This is a genomic window from Aeromicrobium sp. PFPM2_SD2 (assembly GCF_057364525.1).
The window spans coordinates 1-15,396 of record NZ_JBNFNZ010000017.1 but is presented as its reverse complement, the minus strand read 5'-3'; the positions used below and the strand labels follow the sequence as shown (position 1 = coordinate 15,396).

Sequence of the window (15,396 nt, the reverse complement as noted above, 5' to 3'; positions counted from 1 at the left end):
GGCGGCCCAGCGCGCGCTGGAGATCCTCGGCGACGAGGTGCCCGACCACCTGCGCATGGCCGGCCAGCTGCGGGTCGAGCACCGCCAGGCGAGCCTGGAGGAGCTGGGCCGGCTGCACGACCCGGTGCTCACCAAGGACGCCATCGCCGGACGCATCCGGCGCCTGCTCGCGATGGCCGACAAGCGGGCCGAGGAGCTCGGCGTCCCCGACACCGAGGCGGGCCTGTCCGAGGACGTCCTCGACGCCGACTGAGACGTACCCGCGCGTAACCCGGGTCACCCGACGGACGCTCGGCGGGATCGATAGGCTGGTCCTCGGACCTACCCATCATCGAGACCAGGAGCGAACCTCGTGACCGTACGCGTGGGCATCAACGGATTTGGCCGCATCGGCCGCAACTTCTTCCGCGCGGTTCGCGCGTCCGGCGAGGACATCCAGGTCGTCGCCGTCAACGACCTCACGGACAACAAGACGCTGGCGACGCTGCTGAAGTACGACTCGATCCTGGGTCGCCTCGACGCCGACGTCACGTTCGACGAGTCGGCCATCTACGTCGGCGACCAGAAGATCGCCGCCTTCGAGGAGCGCGACCCGGCCAAGCTCGACTGGGCCTCGGTCGGCGTGGACGTCGTCGTGGAGTCGACCGGCTTCTTCACCGACGCCACCAAGGCGAAGGCGCACGTCGACGGTGGCGCCAAGAAGGTCATCATCTCGGCGCCCGCGTCGAACGAGGACATCACCATCGTCATGGGCGTCAACCACGACCTGTACGACGGCGACCAGCACACGGTCATCTCGAACGCCTCGTGCACGACGAACTGCCTCGCCCCGATGGCCAAGGCGCTCAACGACGCGCTCGGCATCGAGAAGGGCCTGATGACGACGATCCACGCGTACACGCAGGACCAGAACCTGCAGGACGCGCCGCACAAGGACCTGCGTCGCGCCCGCGCCGCCGCCCTCAACATCGTCCCGACCTCGACCGGCGCCGCCAAGGCCGTGAGCCTGGTGCTGCCCGAGCTCAAGGGCAAGCTCGACGGCTACGCGCTGCGCGTCCCGGTGCCGACCGGCTCGGCCACCGACCTGAGCTTCGAGGCCTCGCGCGAGACCACCGTCGAGGAGGTCAACGCGATCATGAAGGCGGCCGCCGAGGGCCCGCTCAAGGGCTTCCTGACCTACACCGAGGACCCGATCGTGTCGTCGGACATCGTCACGGACCCGTCGTCGTGCACCTTCGACTCGGGCCTGACCAAGGTCATCGGCAACCAGGTCAAGGTCGTCGGCTGGTACGACAACGAGTGGGGCTACTCCAACCGCCTCGTGGACCTGGTCAAGCACGTCGGCGCCTCGCTCTGACCGTGCGGACCCTCGACGACCTGCTGGCGGACGGGGACCTGCGCGGCAAGCGCGTCCTCGTCCGCAGCGACCTGAACGTGCCGCTGGACGGCACGACGATCACCGACGACGGCCGCGTCCGCGCGAGCGTCCCGACGATCCGGCGCCTGGCCGAGGCCGGTGCGCGCGTCCTCGTGACGGCGCACCTGGGCGGCCCGACGGCACCCCGAACCCGACGTACTCGCTGGCGCCCGTCGCCGAGCGGCTCGCCGAGCTGCTCGGCCGTCCGGTGCTCTTCGCGAACGACACGGTCGGCGCCGAGGCGCAGCGCGTCAGCGCGGCCCTGGCCGACGGTGACGTCGCGGTGCTCGAGAACGTCCGGTTCAACCCGGGCGAGACGAGCAAGGACGACGCCGTGCGCGGCGCGTTCGCCGACGAGCTGGCCGCCCTGGCCGACGTCTTCGTCTCCGACGGCTTCGGTGTCGTGCACCGCAAGCAGGCCAGCGTCTACGACGTCGCCACCCGTCTGCCGGCGGCCGTCGGCGGTCTCGTGCAGGCCGAGGTCGAGGTGCTGAAGCGGCTCACCGAGAGCCCCGAGCGTCCCTACGTGGTCGTGCTCGGCGGCTCGAAGGTCTCTGACAAGCTCGGCGTCATCGACAACCTGCTCGACAAGGCCGACGCGCTGCTCATCGGCGGCGGCATGCTGTTCACCTTCCTCAAGGCCCAGGGCCACGAGGTGGGCACGTCGCTGCTCGAGGCCGACCAGCTCGACACCGCCCGCTCGTACGTCGAGCGCGCGGCCGAGCGGGGCGTCGAGCTGCTGCTGCCGACCGACGTCGTCGTCGCGCCGAAGTTCGAGGACGCCGGCGCCACCACGGTCGCGGCGGACGCGATCCCGGCCGACCAGATGGGCCTGGACATCGGTCCGGAGTCCGCCGCCGCGTTCGCCGAGCGCATCCGCGGGGCCCGCACCGTCTTCTGGAACGGCCCCATGGGCGTGTTCGAGATGTCGTCGTTCGCCGAGGGCACGCGCACGGTCGCGCAGGCGCTGACCGAGGTCGACGGCCTGTCGGTCGTCGGCGGCGGTGACTCCGCCGCCGCGGTGCGCCAGCTCGGCTTCCGCGACGAGCAGTTCGGCCACATCTCCACCGGTGGCGGCGCGAGCCTGGAGTACCTGGAGGGCAAGACCCTCCCCGGCCTGGACGTCCTGGAGGGCGACGCATGAGCACCCGCACCCCGCTGATGGCGGGCAACTGGAAGAGCAACCTCAACCACCAGGAAGCGGTGGTGCTCGTCCAGAAGCTCGCATGGACGCTGCAGGACAAGAAGCACGACTCCGACCGGGCCGAGGTCGTCGTGATCCCGCCGTTCACCGACCTGCGCAGCGTCCAGACGCTCGTGGACGGCGACCGGCTCAAGATCCGCTACGGCGCCCAGGACGTCTCCGAGCACGACGGCGGCGCGTACACCGGCGAGGTGTCCGCGGCCATGCTGGCCAAGCTCGGCTGCTCCTACGTCGTCGTCGGGCACTCCGAGCGTCGCCAGCACCACGCCGAGACCGACGAGGTCGTCGCGACCAAGGCGCGCAAGGCAGTCACCGCCGGCATGACGCCGATCGTGTGCGTCGGCGAGGGCCTCGAGGTCCGTCAGGCGGGCGAGCACGTGGCCCACACGCTCGCCCAGGTCGACGGCTCGCTGGCCGGCTTCTCGCCCGAGGAGGTCGCCGAGCTCGTGGTGGCCTACGAGCCGGTCTGGGCCATCGGCACCGGCGAGGTGGCGACCCCCGAGGACGCCCAGGAGGTGTGCGCGGCGATCCGTGCGCGTGTCGCGGAGACCTGCTCTCCCGAGGCGGCGGCGTCGTTGCGTATCCTGTACGGCGGATCGGTCAAGGCGGCGAACGTCGCGTCGATCATGGCCCAGCCCGACGTGGACGGGGTCCTGGTCGGCGGCGCGAGCCTCGAGGCCGAGGAGTTCGCCGGGATCGCCCGGTTCTACGCCCTGCCGTCCGTCGGCTGAACGTCCTCCAGGACACCCAGAAAGGTCCGAAGTGGTCATCTTCTTCTCGGTCGCGCTCGCCATCAGCAGCTTGCTGATGATCGTGCTCGTCCTCATGCACAAGGGTCGCGGTGGCGGCTTGTCGGACATGTTCGGTGGTGGCGTCTCCAGCTCGTTGGGCGGGTCGTCCGTCGCCGAGCGCAACCTCGACCGCATCACCGTCGGCTTCGCCGTGATCTGGTCGGTGTGCATCGTCGCGCTCGGCCTGCTGCTGAAGGTGAGCAACTGATGGCCGCCGGAGCGATCCGGGGCAGCCGCATCGGCTCGGGCCCCATGGGCGAGGCGGAGCGCGGCGAGGCCGCGCCCCGCAAGGCCGTGACGTACTTCTGCCACAACGACCACCGCACGGTGCTGCAGTTCGCCATCGAGGCGGAGGCGCCGGAGGAGTGGGACTGCCCGCGCTGCGGCCTGCCGGCCAGCGTGGACGCCCAGAACCGTCCGGACGCGCCGAAGATCGAGCCGTACAAGACGCACCTGGCCTACGTGAAGGAGCGTCGCTCCGAGACCGAGGCCGTCGAGATCCTCGACGAGGCGCTCGCGCTGCTGCGCAGCCGCCGCAAGTCCGGCGAGGTCATCTTCTGATCCGCTGACGCGGACGGCGAAGGGCCCGGCACCCCGTGGGGGAGCCGGGCCCTTCGTCGTCGGTGGGTCAGCCGGGCAGCTGCGAGGCCGCCTCGGTGTCGAGGAACCAGCGGGTCTCGTCCAGGCCGCGCACGCCGGTGGCCGGGACCTCGGTGACGGGCTCGCCGGCGGCGGCGCGGGCCACGGCCTCGGCCTTGCCCTCGCCGCTCACGACGAACCACACGCGGCGGGCGTGGTTGAGCACCGGGAAGGTCAGCGTGAGCCGGTTCGGCGGCGGCTTGGGGGAGTCCTCGACGTCCACGACGGGGCGGACGGTCTCGTGCAGCTGGGCGAAGCCGGGGAACAGCGACGCCACGTGCCCGTCGGGCCCGACGCCGAGCAGCACGACGTCGAACGGGTCCGTGGGCAGCACCGCGGCGTACGCCTCGGCGGCCTCGGCGGCGGTGAGGCCGGCGTCGGTCGACGGGAAGGCGTGGACCCGCACGTCCGGGACGCCGAAGCGGTCCAGGAAGCCGTCGCGGGCCTGCTGGTCGTTGCGGTCCTCCGAGCCGGCCGCCACGAACCGCTCGTCGCCCCAGTACCAGTCGACGTCGCTCCAGTCGGCGGCGTCCGGGTCCATGCGCGCGAACGCCTTCGCGGCGATGGTGCCGCCGGTCAGGACGACCGTGGGACGGCGTCCCTCGGCCTGGGCGTCGCGCACCACCTGGGCGAGGGCCGCGTTGAGCGCGTCGACGAGCGCCTCGGGACCGTCGTGGACGTCGTGGGTCATCGGGTGCCCTTCTCCAGCATGTGCTTGACGGTGGACTCGTAGACGTCGTCGGCGTCCAGGCGGCGCAGGTCCTCGGCGAGCAGCTCAGGGACGGTGCGGGTCACCAGGGGAACCCGCCGCTCGGACGCCCCGGGCACCGAGAAGGTGGTGGTGTCGTCCTCGCGGGTGATGCGCACGTCGCCGTCGTCGGTGACGAGCCGCACGAGGCTGACGTGCGGGTAGGGGCCCTCGCCGAGCGAGACGTCGATGTTGAGCCGGTCCTCGAGCCACGCGGCGAGCAGGACGGCGGCCGGGTTGCCCGGCCCCGCGACGATCTCGGCCGAGCGCACCTTGGCCCGCGTCTGGTCCAGCGCCGCGGCGAGCAGGCCGCGCATCGGCGTCAGGCGGGTCCAGGCCAGGTCGGTGTCGCCCGGCTCGTAGCGCCGGGCGACGGCGCGCAGCGCGTGCACCGGCTTGCTGCTCGCCTCGGAGTCGGTGAGGCGGCGCTGCGCGAGCCGGCCGATGGGGTCCTCGGCCGGGTCGGCCGGCGCCTCGCCGGGCCACCAGACGACGACGGGGGAGTCGGGCAGCAGCAGCGGCAGCACGACCGACTCGGCGTGCTTGACCAGCCGGCCGGACATGCGCAGCAGCACCGACTCGCCGGACGTCTCCTGACCCACCCGCACCTTGGCGTCGAGCGTGGCCGTGCCCCGCCCGCTGCCGCGGATGACGCCGATGACGCGCGCCGGGTGCTCGCGCGCCAGGTCGGTGGCGTCGCGCAGGGCGTCCGCGACGCCGTCCTCGTCGTGATGACCACGAAGGTCAGCACCATGTCCATCGCCGGGCTGCCGGAGGCGACCCGCGCCTTGACCATCGCCCGGGCGATCTCCGAGGCGTTGGTGTCCTTGAGCTCGATCTGCATCAGTGCGTCACTCTCGTCTCACGGACGCCGCCAGCGACGACCGTCGCGGGCGAGCATCTTGTCGGCGGACTCGGGGCCCCACGTGCCGGCCGGGTAGGTGTCGATCCGCTTCTGCCGCGCCCAGTGCTCGATGACCGGGTCGAGGATGCGCCAGGACAGCTCGACCTCCTCGTGCTGGGGGAACAGCGGCGGGTCGCCGAGCAGCACGTCCAGGATGAGCCGCTCGTACGCCTCGGGGCTGGACTGCACGAACGTGCCGCCGTACGCGAAGTCCATGTTGACGTCGCGGATCTCCATGGTCGTGCCGGGCACCTTGGCCCCGAAGCGCAGCGTGACGCCCTCGTCGGGCTGGATGCGCATGACCAGGGCGTTCTGGCCCAGCTCCTCGACCTCGAGCTTGCTGAACGGCAGGTGCGGCGCCTGCTTGAACACCACGGCCACCTCGGTGACGCGCCGGCCCAGCCGCTTGCCGGCCCGCAGGTAGAACGGCACGCCGGCCCAGCGGCGGGTGCCGATGTCGACCCGGATCGCGGCGTACGTCTCGGTGAGCGAGTCCGGCGGGATGCCCTCCTCGTCCAGGTAGCCACCGACCTCGACGCCGCCGGCCCAGCCCTCGACGTACTGCGCTCGGGCGGTGTGCAGGTCGAGCCGCTGCGGCGGACGGGCGTTGGCCAGGATCTTCTGCTTCTCGATGCGCAGGCTGGACGCGTCGAAGGAGACCGGCTCCTCCATCGCGATGAGCGCCATGAGCTGCAGCAGGTGGTTCTGGATGACGTCGCGGGCCGCGCCGATGCCGTCGTAGTAGCCGGCGCGGGTGCCGATGCCGATGTCCTCGGCCATCGTGATCTGCACGTGGTCGACGTAGTGGTTGTTCCAGATCGGCTCGAACATCCCGTTGGCGAAGCGGAAGGCCAGGATGTTCTGGACCGTCTCCTTGCCCAGGTAGTGGTCGATCCGGAAGACGCTCTCGCGCGGGAAGACCTCGGCGACGGCGGTGTTGAGCTTCTGCGCGGACTTCAGGTCGTGGCCGAACGGCTTCTCCACGACCACGCGACGCCACGAGCCGTCGTCGTCGGGGTCGGCGAGCCCGTGCTGCTTGAGCTTGCTGACCACGACGTCGAAGAACGCCGGCGGGATGGACAGGTAGAAGGCGTGGTTGCCGCCGGTGCCCTGCTGCTGGTCCAGCTCCTTCATCGTGGACGCGAGGTTGAGCCACGCCGCGTCGTCGTCGAAGGTGCCGGGGACGAAGCGCAGGCCGGCCGCGAGCTGCTCCCAGACCGACTCGCGCCACTGGGTGCGCGCGCCGGCCTTGGCGGCCGCCTTGGTGCGCTCGGCGAACTCCTCGATCTCGAAGTCGTGCCGGGCGAAGCCGATGAGCGAGAAGCTCGGCGGCAGCAGGCCGCGGTTGGCCAGGTCGTAGATGGCCGGGATCAGCTTGCGCTGGGCCAGGTCGCCGGTGACGCCGAAGATCACGAGCCCGCACGGGCCCGCGATGCGCGGGAGCCGTCGGTCGTTCGGGTCGCGCAGCGGGTTGGTGTAGCTCATCCGAGCGCCTCCCGGAGGCGGGCCAGGCCCGCGTCGACGTCGTGCAGGTGCAGGCTCAGCACCGGGCGTCCCTTCTCGCGCAGGACCTTCGCGTCGCCCGCGGCCTGGGAGCCGATGAACGAGCCGAAGCTGAAGTCGCGTCCGGGCACGTCGAGGTCGCGCAGCGGCTCGCCGGTGACCTGCAGGTACACGCCGGTCGACGGGCCGCCCTTGTGGTACTGGCCGGTGGAGTGCAGGAACCGCGGGCCCCAGCCGAACGTCACCGGACGCCCGAGTCGGGCGGCCAGCGTCTCGCGGACGACCGCGAAGTCGGCGTGGGCCTGACGGTCCAGGTAGACCTGCACGGCCAGGTAGCCGTGCTCGCGGTCGATCGAGCCGAGCAGCGTGGCCAGCGCCTCGGCGAGCGTGCTCGCGTCGGTGCCGTACAGGTCGATGCCGGCGTCGGTGGCGTCCGGCTCGGACTGCTCCCCGCCGCCGCCGAGCAGGTCGCGAGCGGCCTGCTTGGCGCTCTCGACGTCCGGTTGGTCGAACGGGTTGATGCCGATGAGCCGCCCGGCGTGGGCGGTGGCGTGCTCCCACAGCAGCATGAGCGCCCCGAGGTCGCCCTCGACCGCGGCGGCGAAGCCCGACTCGGCGGTCGGCGCCCGGTCGGCGCCGATCGTGACCAGGACGCTGTCGGCCGTGCTGGGGGAGAAGCCGGGGGCGTCCTCACCGGGCACGACGACGGGCAGCACGCCCTTGCCGTCCTTGCCGGTGGACTCGGCGACGAGCTGCTCGATCCAGTCGCCCAGGCCGTGGCCGGTGCGGTCGGCCAGGACGAGCTTGTCGGCGCCGGCACGGTTGGCCAGCCCGATCAGCCCGCCCAGGACGAGCGCGGGGTTCGCCACGCCGTCGGCGGCGAGCTCGGTGGCGACGGCGCCGCCTGGTCGAGCAGCGTGCCGATCGGGGCGCCGGCCAGGCCGCTCGGCACGAGGCCGAACGCGGTGAGCGCGGAGTAGCGGCCGCCCACGTGCGGGTCGGCGGCGAAGTGCCGGTAGCCCGACTCCTGCGCCACCTGCTCCAGCGGCGAGCCGGGGTCGGTGACGACGACGATGCGCTCGGCCGGGTCGATGCCCGCGTCACGGAAGGCCTGCTCGTAGGCGCGGCGCTGGCTGTCGGTCTCGACGGTGCCGCCGGACTTGCTGGAGACGACCACGACGGTGCGCTCCAGGTCGGTCTCGAGCGCGTCGCGCACCATGTCGGGCTGGGAGGAGTCCAGGACGACGAGCGGCACGCCGGCGGCGCGGCAGATCACCTCGGGCGCGAGCGACGAGCCGCCCATGCCGCACAGGACGACCCGGTCGACGCCGCGGGCCGCGAGGTCGGCGCGCAGCTGCGCGACCTCGTCGACCAGCGGACGGGACGTCTCGTGCAGGGCCACCCAGGACAGCCGGATCGACGCCTCCTCGACGGCGGCCGGGCCCCACAGCGTGGGGTCCTGGGCGGTCAGCCGGGACGCGACCGCGTCGTCGACCTGGTGGGCGACGACGTCGTCGAGGGCGGCGTGGTCAGGGACGTGGACGTGGACCGCGACCATCGATCAGGCCTTGTCGAGCTCGCCCTGGACGGTCTCCAGGAGCTCGGCCCAGGAGGCGTCGAACTTCTGCAGGCCCTCGTCCTCGAGCACGCGGACGACGTCGTCGTAGGCGACGCCCTGCTCCTCGAGCTGGGCGAACAGCGCCCGCGACTCGTCGTAGGTGCCCGTGACCCGGTCGCCCTCGACCTCGCCGTGGTCGGCGAACGCCTGGAGCGTCTTCTCCGGCATCGTGTTGACCGTGCCGGGGACGACGAGCTCGGAGACGTAGAGCGTGTCGGGCAGCGCCGGGTCCTTGACGCCGGTCGAGGCCCACAGCGGACGCTGCACGTTGGCGCCCTGCTCCTTGAGCGCGGCGAACCGCTCGCTGCCGAAGACCTGCTCGTAGGCCTCGTAGGCCAGGCGGGCGTTGGCCAGGCCGGCCTTGCCGCGCAGCGGGCTGTCCTCGGGCAGGCGCTTGTCGATCTCGGAGTCGACGCGGCTGACGAAGAACGACGCCACCGAGTGGATCTGCGACAGGTCGCGGCCCTCGGCGACGGCCTGCTCGAGGCCGTACAGGTAGGCGTCCATGACCCCGCGGTAGCGCTCGAGCGAGAAGATCAGCGTCACGTTGACGCTGATGCCCGCGGCGATCGTCGCCGCGATGGCCGGCAGGCCCTCCTCGGTGGCGGGGATCTTGATCAGCAGGTTGGGCCGGTCGACCTTCTCCCACAGCTTCTTGGCCATGGCGACGGTCGCGTCGGCGTCGCGGGCCAGGCCCGGCTCGACCTCGATCGACACGCGGCCGTCGACGCCGCCGGTCGCGTCGAAGACCGGACGCATGATGTCGCAGGCCTGCTGCACGTCCAGCGTCGTGATCTCGAAGACGGCGGTGTCGACGTCGGCGCCGGCGGCCTTCAGCTCGCGCACCTGCGGGTTGTACTTCTCGCCCTTGGCCAGCGCGGAGGCGAAGATCGTCGGGTTCGTCGTGACGCCGACGACCGACTGCTCCTTCACCAGCTCGGCGAGGTTGCCCGTCTCGATGCGCTCGCGCGACAGGTCGTCGAGCCAGATCGACACTCCCGCGTCGGACAGGGCCTGGAGTCGTGCATTCATGCTGTTCTCCTTCGGGTGCGGGACGATCAGGCGCCGGTGGCCGCGTTCTGCTGCCGGCCCTCGGGGGCGTCGGGGTTGTCACCCGGGCCCACGGGACCGGCAGGACGCGCGTGGAACGGGGCCACGGGCTCGCCCGCCGCGGCGGCGATCGAGTCCTTGGCGGCGGCCACGACGGCGTCGGTCGTGAGGTGGAAGTTCTCGTAGAGGGTCTGGTAGTCGGCCGAGGCACCGTAGTGCTCGAGGCTGACGATGCGGCCGGCGTCGCCGACCACGTCGCGCCAGCCCAGGGCCACACCGGCCTCGACGCTGACCCGGGCGCGCAGCGACGGCGGGATGACGCTGTCGCGGTACGCCTCGTCCTGCTGCTCGAACCACTCGCGCGACGGCATCGAGACGACGCGGGCGGCGACGCCCTCGGCGGCCAGCACGGTGCGGGCCTCGACGGCGATCTGCACCTCCGAGCCGGTCGCGACCAGGATGACGTCGGGGGTGCCGCCCTCGGCCTCGAGGAGCACGTAGGCGCCCTTCGCGGTCAGGTCGGCCGAGCCCCACTCGGTGCCGTCGGCGTCGGTGCCGCGCGGGAACGTCGGCAGGTTCTGCCGGCTCAGCGCGAGCGCCGCGGGACGGTCGTTGAGCCCGAGCAGCGTGCGCCAGGCGGCGACCGTCTCGTTCGCGTCGGCCGGGCGGATGACGTCCAGGCCGGGGATGGCGCGCAGCGCGGCCAGGTGCTCGACCGGCTGGTGGGTCGGGCCGTCCTCGCCGAGGCCGATCGAGTCGTGGGTCCAGACGTAGGTGACCGGCAGCTCCTGCAGCGCCGCGAGGCGGACCGCCGGGCGCATGTAGTCGCTGAACACCAGGAACGTGCCGCCGTACGGACGCGTGGGCCCGTGCAGCGCGATGCCGTTCATGATCGAGCCCATGGCGTGCTCGCGGATGCCGAAGTGCAGCACGCGGCCGTACCAGTCGCCGCTGAACTTCGCGGTGGAGCGCTGCGGCGGCAGGAAGGACGGCTCGCCCTTCGGGGTGGTGTTGTTGGAGCCGGCGAGGTCGGCCGAGCCGCCCCACAGCTCGGGCAGCACCGGGGCGATCGCGGTCAGCACGTCGCCGGACGCGACGCGGCTCGCGACGCCCTTGGCGTCGGCCTCGTAGGTCGGCAGCGCGTCCTCCCAGCCCTCGGGAAGCCTGCGCTCGGCCAGACGGTCGTACAGCGCGGCGGCGTCGGGGTTGCCGGTGCGCCACGCGTCGAGGTGCTTGCTCCACTCGGCCTGCAGCTGCTGGCCGCGCTCGCGCGCCTGCTGCGTGTGGACGAGGACCTCGTCGCTGACGGCGAACGTCTCGTCCGGGTCGAAGCCCAGCAGCTCCTTGGTGGCGCGGATCTCGTCGTCGCCGAGGGCCGAGCCGTGCGAGGCGCCGGTGTTCTGGGCGTTGGGGGCCGGCCAGGCGATGATCGTGCGCAACCGGATGAACGACGGCTTGTCGGTGACCTGCTTGGCCGCCTGGATCGCGTCCCACAGCGCGTGGACGTCCTCGGAGTAGCCGGTGCCGCCCTGCGTCCAGTCGACGGTCTGGACGTGCCAGCCGTAGGCCGCGTAGCGGGCCGCGACGTCCTCGCTGAAGGCGACGTCGGTGTCGTCCTCGATCGAGATGCGGTTGTCGTCGTAGACGACGGTCAGGTTGCCCAGCTGCTGGTGGCCCGCCAGGGACGAGGCCTCGGCCGAGACGCCCTCCTGCAGGTCGCCGTCGGAGGCGATGACGTAGACGTCGTGGTCGAACGGGCTGGTGCCCGCGGCGGCCGTCGGGTCGTACAGGCCGCGCTCGCGGCGGGCGGCCATCGCCATGCCGACGGCGTTCGCGATGCCCTGGCCCAGCGGACCGGTGGTGACCTCGACGCCGGGCGTGTGGCGGTACTCGGGGTGGCCCGGCGTCTGGCTGCCCCACTGGCGCAGCGACTTGAGGTCGTCCAGCGTCATCGGGTAGCCGGCCAGGAAGAGCTGGATGTACTGGGTGAGGCTGCTGTGGCCGCACGAGAGCACGAACCGGTCGCGGCCGGCCCACTGGGGATCGGCGGGGCTGTGCCGCATCACCTTCTGGTAGAGCAGGTAGGCCGCCGGGGCGAGGCTCATCGCCGTGCCCGGGTGCCCGTTGCCTGCCTTCTGGACCGCGTCCGCGGCCAGCAGCCTGATGGTGTCGACGGCCTTCGCGTCGACCTCGTTCCACTCCAGAGCCGTGGTGACCACCGTGTGGATTCCTCCTGTGATGGGGTGTGAGAGACGTCCCGCATGCCTGCGTCGTCCACACTATCGCTCGCCGCGTAGACTGCTCAGCGTGACCGACGTTCGTACCGACGATGCTCCTGACGTCGACGCGGCGACGTCGCACGCCCCCCGAGCCAGCGCCCGTGAGGTGCTGCTCGCGTACGTCGCGCTCACCAAGCCGCGCATCATCGAGCTGCTGCTGCTGACGACGATCCCGGTCATGTTCGTCGCGGCCGAGGGCGTCCCGTCGCTCGGCCTCGTGCTGGCCACCTTCGTGGGCGGCACCCTGTCGGCGGGCAGCGCCAACGCGCTCAACTGCGTCTACGACGCCGACATGGACGCCAAGATGCGGCGCACCCGGCGTCGTCCGCTCGCGCGCCACCAGGTCACCCCGCGCGCCGCGCTCGTCTTCGGCCTCGTGCTGGGCGTCGTGTCGACGCTCATGCTCGGCCTGCTCGTGAACTGGCTGTCGGCCGCGCTCGCGCTGACCGCCAACCTGTTCTACGTCCTCGTCTACACGATGGTGCTCAAGCGCCGCACGTGGCAGAACGTCATCTGGGGCGGCGCCGCCGGCTGCTTCCCGGCGCTCATCGGCTGGTCGGCGGTCACCGGCGAGCTCGCGTGGACCCCGGTCGTCATGTTCATGGTCGTGTTCTTCTGGACGCCGCCGCACACCTGGGCGCTGGGCATGCGCTACCGCGAGGACTACGCGCCGGCGGCGTCCCGATGCTGCCGGTCATCGCCTCGTCCGACACGGTGTCGAAGCAGATCGTGCTCTACACCTGGCTGACGGTCGTCACGTCGCTGGTGCTGTGGCCGGTCGCCGGGACCGGCTGGTTCTACCCGGCCGCGGCCATCTCGCTGGGCATCGTGTTCCTCGTCGAGGCGTACGACCTGCGCTCGCGGCCGCGACACCGAGGAGCTGTCGGTCATCAAGCCGATGCGCCTGTTCCACTTCTCGAACGCGTACCTGGCGCTGCTGTTCGTCGCCGCCGCGGCCGACCCCTTCCTGCGGTGATCCCGGCCGACTGGACGCCGCACCGGCGTCCGGGCGACCGCGAGGTCGTCGGCTGGCTGGCGCCGGCGGGCGACGACGTGGTCCCGATGTCGCTGCTGGGCGTGCCGCTCGGGAGCCGACCGACTGGGTGTCGGCCGAGGAGGTCCTCGAGGCGGCCGGGCTGCGCTGGCTGGCCGCGCCGCTGTGGCTGCGCGAGGACGACGGCTCGCGTCGCCGGGTCGTGGTGCTCGAGATCGACGCCGAGCGGGTGGTGCTGGGCGACGCCGACAGCGCGCTCGTGGTCGGTCGACCGGCCGAGCTGTCCTGGCGCACGGTGGTGGAGCTGCCGACGCACCGGCTGGAGTCCTGAGCCTGCGGCACGGACGCCTCCGCGGGCAGTAGGTTCGCCTCGTGCAGAAGCAGATCGTGGGTGCCCTCGCCGTCGTCGTGCTGGCCGTCGCGTCCTGGTGGGCGTGGATGGGCTGGGACTCCGAGTACCAGGTCGACCCGGCGACCCGCGTCGCGTCCGGTCCCTACGAGGCCTGGCAGGTCGTGGGCTCGGCGCTGTGCGTCGTCGTCCTGGTCGTCGTGGCCACGCTCGCGCTGGGCCGTCGCACCGCGGTGCTCGCGACGACGCTGGGGTACACGCTCGGCTGGTGCGTCACGTCGCTGCCCGACGACGAGTCCGGCCTGGCCGTGGTCGGCGCGATCATGGTGCTCGTCGGCGTCGGCCTCGGCACCACCGTGGTGGCGCTCGTGGTCGACGGGCTGCGCCGCACGCGGACGTCCTGACCACCGGGACCGCTAGCGTGGCGGCGTCCGTCGCCGACCCCGAGGAGCCTCGCATGTCCGTCGACCCCACCGGAGCCGACCTCAAGCGGTTCCTGGCCGAGGACCCGGGCGGTCCCGTGGTGATGCTGAACCTGCTGCGGTTCGCCGAGGGCGGCCGCGCCTCCTACGACGCGTACGCCGCGGGCATCGGCCCGTTCCTGCGGTCGGTCGGCGCGCGGGTGGTCTACTCCGGCGACACCTCGACCGCCCTGGTGGCCCCGGACGGGCACGACTGGGACGCCGTGCTGCTCGTCGAGTACCCCAGCCGCGAGGCGTTCTGCCGCATGGTGGCCGACCCCGACTACCAGCGGATCACCGAGCACCGGACGGCGGCGCTGTCGCACGCGGTGCTGCAGGCGACGACGCCCTGGCGCTGAGCGTCCGGGTGCTCAGGCCACCGGCACGGGCGCCGCGCGACGCTCGCGGACGCTGACCAGCTGCCACGTCGCCAGCGCCATCAGCACGGTGGCGCCGACCATGTGCGCGGTCACCAGTGCGACCGGCACGTCGTTGACGTACTGGACGTAGCCGATGACGCCCTGCGCGAGCTCGGCGGCGAGCAGGCACGCGGTCGCCACCAGCGCGGTGCGCGGGCCGCGGCGCAGCGCGACCAGGCAGGCGAGGGTCAGCACGACCAGCACCGCGACCGCGTAGCCGTGGACCGTGCTCCACACGTCGGGGCGCAGGTCGTTGCGCGGGGCGTCCGCGTCACCGGCGTGCGGGCCGCTGCCGGTCACGATGGTGCCGAGGTAGACGACGACCCACAGCGTCACGAACGTCGCGCGGACGAGCCACAGCGGCACCGCCGCGACCGGGCCGGGCTCGGCGCCCCGGACGAGCCGCAGCAGCAGCACCGACAGCGCGATGAGCACCATCGACAGCATGAAGTGCAGCGACACGACCCACGGGTTGAGGTCGGTGAGCACCGTGATGCCGCCGACCACGCCCTGGGCCGGGATGCCGAGCGCGATGAGCACGGTCAGCCACGCGGCCCGAGCGGGCGCCTCGGCCCAGCGGCGCACCGCGAACCAGGTCGCGACGGCGACGGCGATGAGCACGTAGGTCAGCAGCCGGTTGCCGAACTCGATGACGCCGTGCAGGCCGAGGGCCGAGTGGGGCACGAACGACTCGTCCGTGCAGCGCGGCCAGGTCGGGCAGCCCAGACCCGACCCGGTCAGGCGGACGAGCCCGCCGGTGACGACGATGACGCAGTTCGAGACGAGCAGGGCCCAGGCCCAGCCGACGACGAAGCCCTGCGTGGGGCGGCGGAAACGGTCGAGCACGGTCACTCCCAGCGGAAGGTGCGGGCGGTCGCGGCCGCGCGGCGGCGGCCGGTCGAGCTCGAGGGCACGGTCGGTGGCGGTCATGAGTGATCTCCGTAGAGCTGGTGCTTCTGGATGTACTGCACGACGCCGTCGGGCACGAGGTACCAGACGGGCTGCCCGCGCTCGGCGCGC

16 protein-coding genes and 2 pseudogenes are annotated in these 15,396 nt (G+C 72.3%); 10 read left to right on the top strand and 8 right to left on the bottom strand.

Annotated elements, in window-relative coordinates:
- From whiA to AC2W7G_RS02345, 6 genes and pseudogenes are all read left to right on the top strand, one after another.
- A partial coding sequence (gene whiA, locus AC2W7G_RS02370) for a DNA-binding protein WhiA (protein ID WP_485867021.1) occupies window positions 1-253 on the top strand: 253 nt, incomplete at its 5' end.
- 99 nt (window positions 254-352) lie between these two features.
- Window positions 353-1,357 carry a type I glyceraldehyde-3-phosphate dehydrogenase gene (gene gap, locus AC2W7G_RS02365; protein WP_485867020.1) on the top strand — a complete coding sequence of 335 codons (1,005 nt, stop codon included), beginning with the start codon at window positions 353-355 and terminating at the stop codon, window positions 1,355-1,357.
- Between the two features lie 2 nt (window positions 1,358-1,359).
- Window positions 1,360-2,561 (top strand): annotated as a pseudogene (locus AC2W7G_RS02360) (phosphoglycerate kinase).
- A complete protein-coding gene (tpiA, locus tag AC2W7G_RS02355; protein ID WP_485867019.1) occupies window positions 2,558-3,352 on the top strand; it encodes a triose-phosphate isomerase in 795 nt (264 codons plus the stop codon). The pseudogene AC2W7G_RS02360 and the gene tpiA overlap by 4 nt, the downstream one beginning before the upstream one ends.
- A 31-nt stretch (window positions 3,353-3,383) precedes the next feature.
- The gene (secG, locus tag AC2W7G_RS02350) at window positions 3,384-3,620 is read left to right on the top strand and encodes a preprotein translocase subunit SecG (RefSeq protein ID WP_485867018.1); all 237 of its coding nucleotides are present in this window, start codon (window positions 3,384-3,386) and stop codon (window positions 3,618-3,620) included.
- Window positions 3,617-3,973 (top strand): RNA polymerase-binding protein RbpA, encoded by a 357-nt coding sequence (locus AC2W7G_RS02345; RefSeq protein WP_485867023.1) that lies wholly within the window; start codon window positions 3,617-3,619, stop codon window positions 3,971-3,973. Before secG ends, AC2W7G_RS02345 begins: the two co-directional genes overlap by 4 nt.
- Window positions 3,974-4,040: 67 nt before the next feature.
- On the opposite strand, the gene pgl is transcribed toward AC2W7G_RS02345, so the two are convergent.
- The 7 genes from pgl to tkt form a co-directional block, all read right to left on the bottom strand.
- Complete coding sequence (pgl, locus tag AC2W7G_RS02340; protein WP_485867017.1) at window positions 4,041-4,742, bottom strand: 6-phosphogluconolactonase; 702 nt, start codon at window positions 4,740-4,742, stop codon at window positions 4,041-4,043.
- Window positions 4,739-5,449: a glucose-6-phosphate dehydrogenase assembly protein OpcA gene (locus AC2W7G_RS02335; RefSeq protein ID WP_485867022.1), complete on the bottom strand. Its 711-nt coding sequence runs from the start codon at window positions 5,447-5,449 to the stop codon at window positions 4,739-4,741. The genes pgl and AC2W7G_RS02335 overlap by 4 nt, the downstream gene beginning before the upstream one ends.
- 212 nt (window positions 5,450-5,661) lie before the next feature.
- Window positions 5,662-7,188, bottom strand: a complete 1,527-nt coding sequence (gene zwf, locus AC2W7G_RS02330; protein WP_485867016.1) for a glucose-6-phosphate dehydrogenase — start codon at window positions 7,186-7,188, stop codon at window positions 5,662-5,664.
- The gene (locus tag AC2W7G_RS02325; RefSeq protein WP_485867015.1) at window positions 7,185-8,075 is read right to left on the bottom strand and encodes a hypothetical protein; all 891 of its coding nucleotides are present in this window, start codon (window positions 8,073-8,075) and stop codon (window positions 7,185-7,187) included. Before AC2W7G_RS02325 ends, zwf begins: the two co-directional genes overlap by 4 nt.
- On the bottom strand, window positions 8,042-8,764 hold the full coding sequence (locus tag AC2W7G_RS02320) for a hypothetical protein (protein WP_485867014.1): 723 nt from the start codon (window positions 8,762-8,764) through the stop codon (window positions 8,042-8,044). Before AC2W7G_RS02320 ends, AC2W7G_RS02325 begins: the two co-directional genes overlap by 34 nt.
- Before the next feature lie 3 nt (window positions 8,765-8,767).
- Window positions 8,768-9,856, bottom strand: coding sequence for a transaldolase (gene tal, locus AC2W7G_RS02315; protein ID WP_485867013.1), 1,089 nt, complete (start codon window positions 9,854-9,856; stop codon window positions 8,768-8,770).
- A gap of 26 nt (window positions 9,857-9,882) precedes the next feature.
- Entirely contained in the window at window positions 9,883-12,093 is a 2,211-nt protein-coding gene (gene tkt, locus AC2W7G_RS02310) for a transketolase (protein ID WP_485867012.1), read from the bottom strand.
- 88 nt (window positions 12,094-12,181) lie between these two features.
- Here tkt and AC2W7G_RS02305 point away from each other — a divergent pair.
- From AC2W7G_RS02305 to AC2W7G_RS02290, 4 genes and pseudogenes are all read left to right on the top strand, one after another.
- Window positions 12,182-13,129: pseudogene (locus AC2W7G_RS02305) on the top strand (heme o synthase).
- A gap of 127 nt (window positions 13,130-13,256) precedes the next feature.
- Entirely contained in the window at window positions 13,257-13,478 is a 222-nt protein-coding gene (locus AC2W7G_RS02300; RefSeq protein ID WP_485867011.1) for a hypothetical protein, read from the top strand.
- Between the two features lie 41 nt (window positions 13,479-13,519).
- Complete coding sequence (locus AC2W7G_RS02295; protein ID WP_485867010.1) at window positions 13,520-13,900, top strand: hypothetical protein; 381 nt, start codon at window positions 13,520-13,522, stop codon at window positions 13,898-13,900.
- Between the two features lie 53 nt (window positions 13,901-13,953).
- Window positions 13,954-14,316 carry a DUF1330 domain-containing protein gene (locus tag AC2W7G_RS02290; protein ID WP_485867009.1) on the top strand — a complete coding sequence of 121 codons (363 nt, stop codon included), beginning with the start codon at window positions 13,954-13,956 and terminating at the stop codon, window positions 14,314-14,316.
- A 12-nt stretch (window positions 14,317-14,328) separates the two neighbouring features.
- Here the strand turns inward: AC2W7G_RS02290 and AC2W7G_RS02285 are convergent, their stop codons facing one another.
- Window positions 14,329-15,306 (bottom strand): COX15/CtaA family protein, encoded by a 978-nt coding sequence (locus AC2W7G_RS02285; protein WP_485867008.1) that lies wholly within the window; start codon window positions 15,304-15,306, stop codon window positions 14,329-14,331.
- Window positions 15,307-15,396: the final 90 nt, after the last annotated feature.

Bases quoted from the DNA above. Each gene is read 5' to 3' on its own strand.
- AC2W7G_RS02290 (WP_485867009.1), top strand. From the start codon at position 13,954: ATGTCCGTCGACCCCACCGGAGCCGACCTCAAGCGGTTCCTGGCCGAG.
- pgl (WP_485867017.1), bottom strand. From the start codon at position 4,742: ATGACCCACGACGTCCACGACGGTCCCGAGGCGCTCGTCGACGCGCTC.
- zwf (WP_485867016.1), bottom strand. From the start codon at position 7,188: ATGAGCTACACCAACCCGCTGCGCGACCCGAACGACCGACGGCTCCCG.
- tpiA (WP_485867019.1), top strand. From the start codon at position 2,558: ATGAGCACCCGCACCCCGCTGATGGCGGGCAACTGGAAGAGCAACCTC.
- AC2W7G_RS02285 (WP_485867008.1), bottom strand. From the start codon at position 15,306: ATGACCGCCACCGACCGTGCCCTCGAGCTCGACCGGCCGCCGCCGCGC.
- tal (WP_485867013.1), bottom strand. From the start codon at position 9,856: ATGAATGCACGACTCCAGGCCCTGTCCGACGCGGGAGTGTCGATCTGG.
- AC2W7G_RS02320 (WP_485867014.1), bottom strand. From the start codon at position 8,764: ATGGTCGCGGTCCACGTCCACGTCCCTGACCACGCCGCCCTCGACGAC.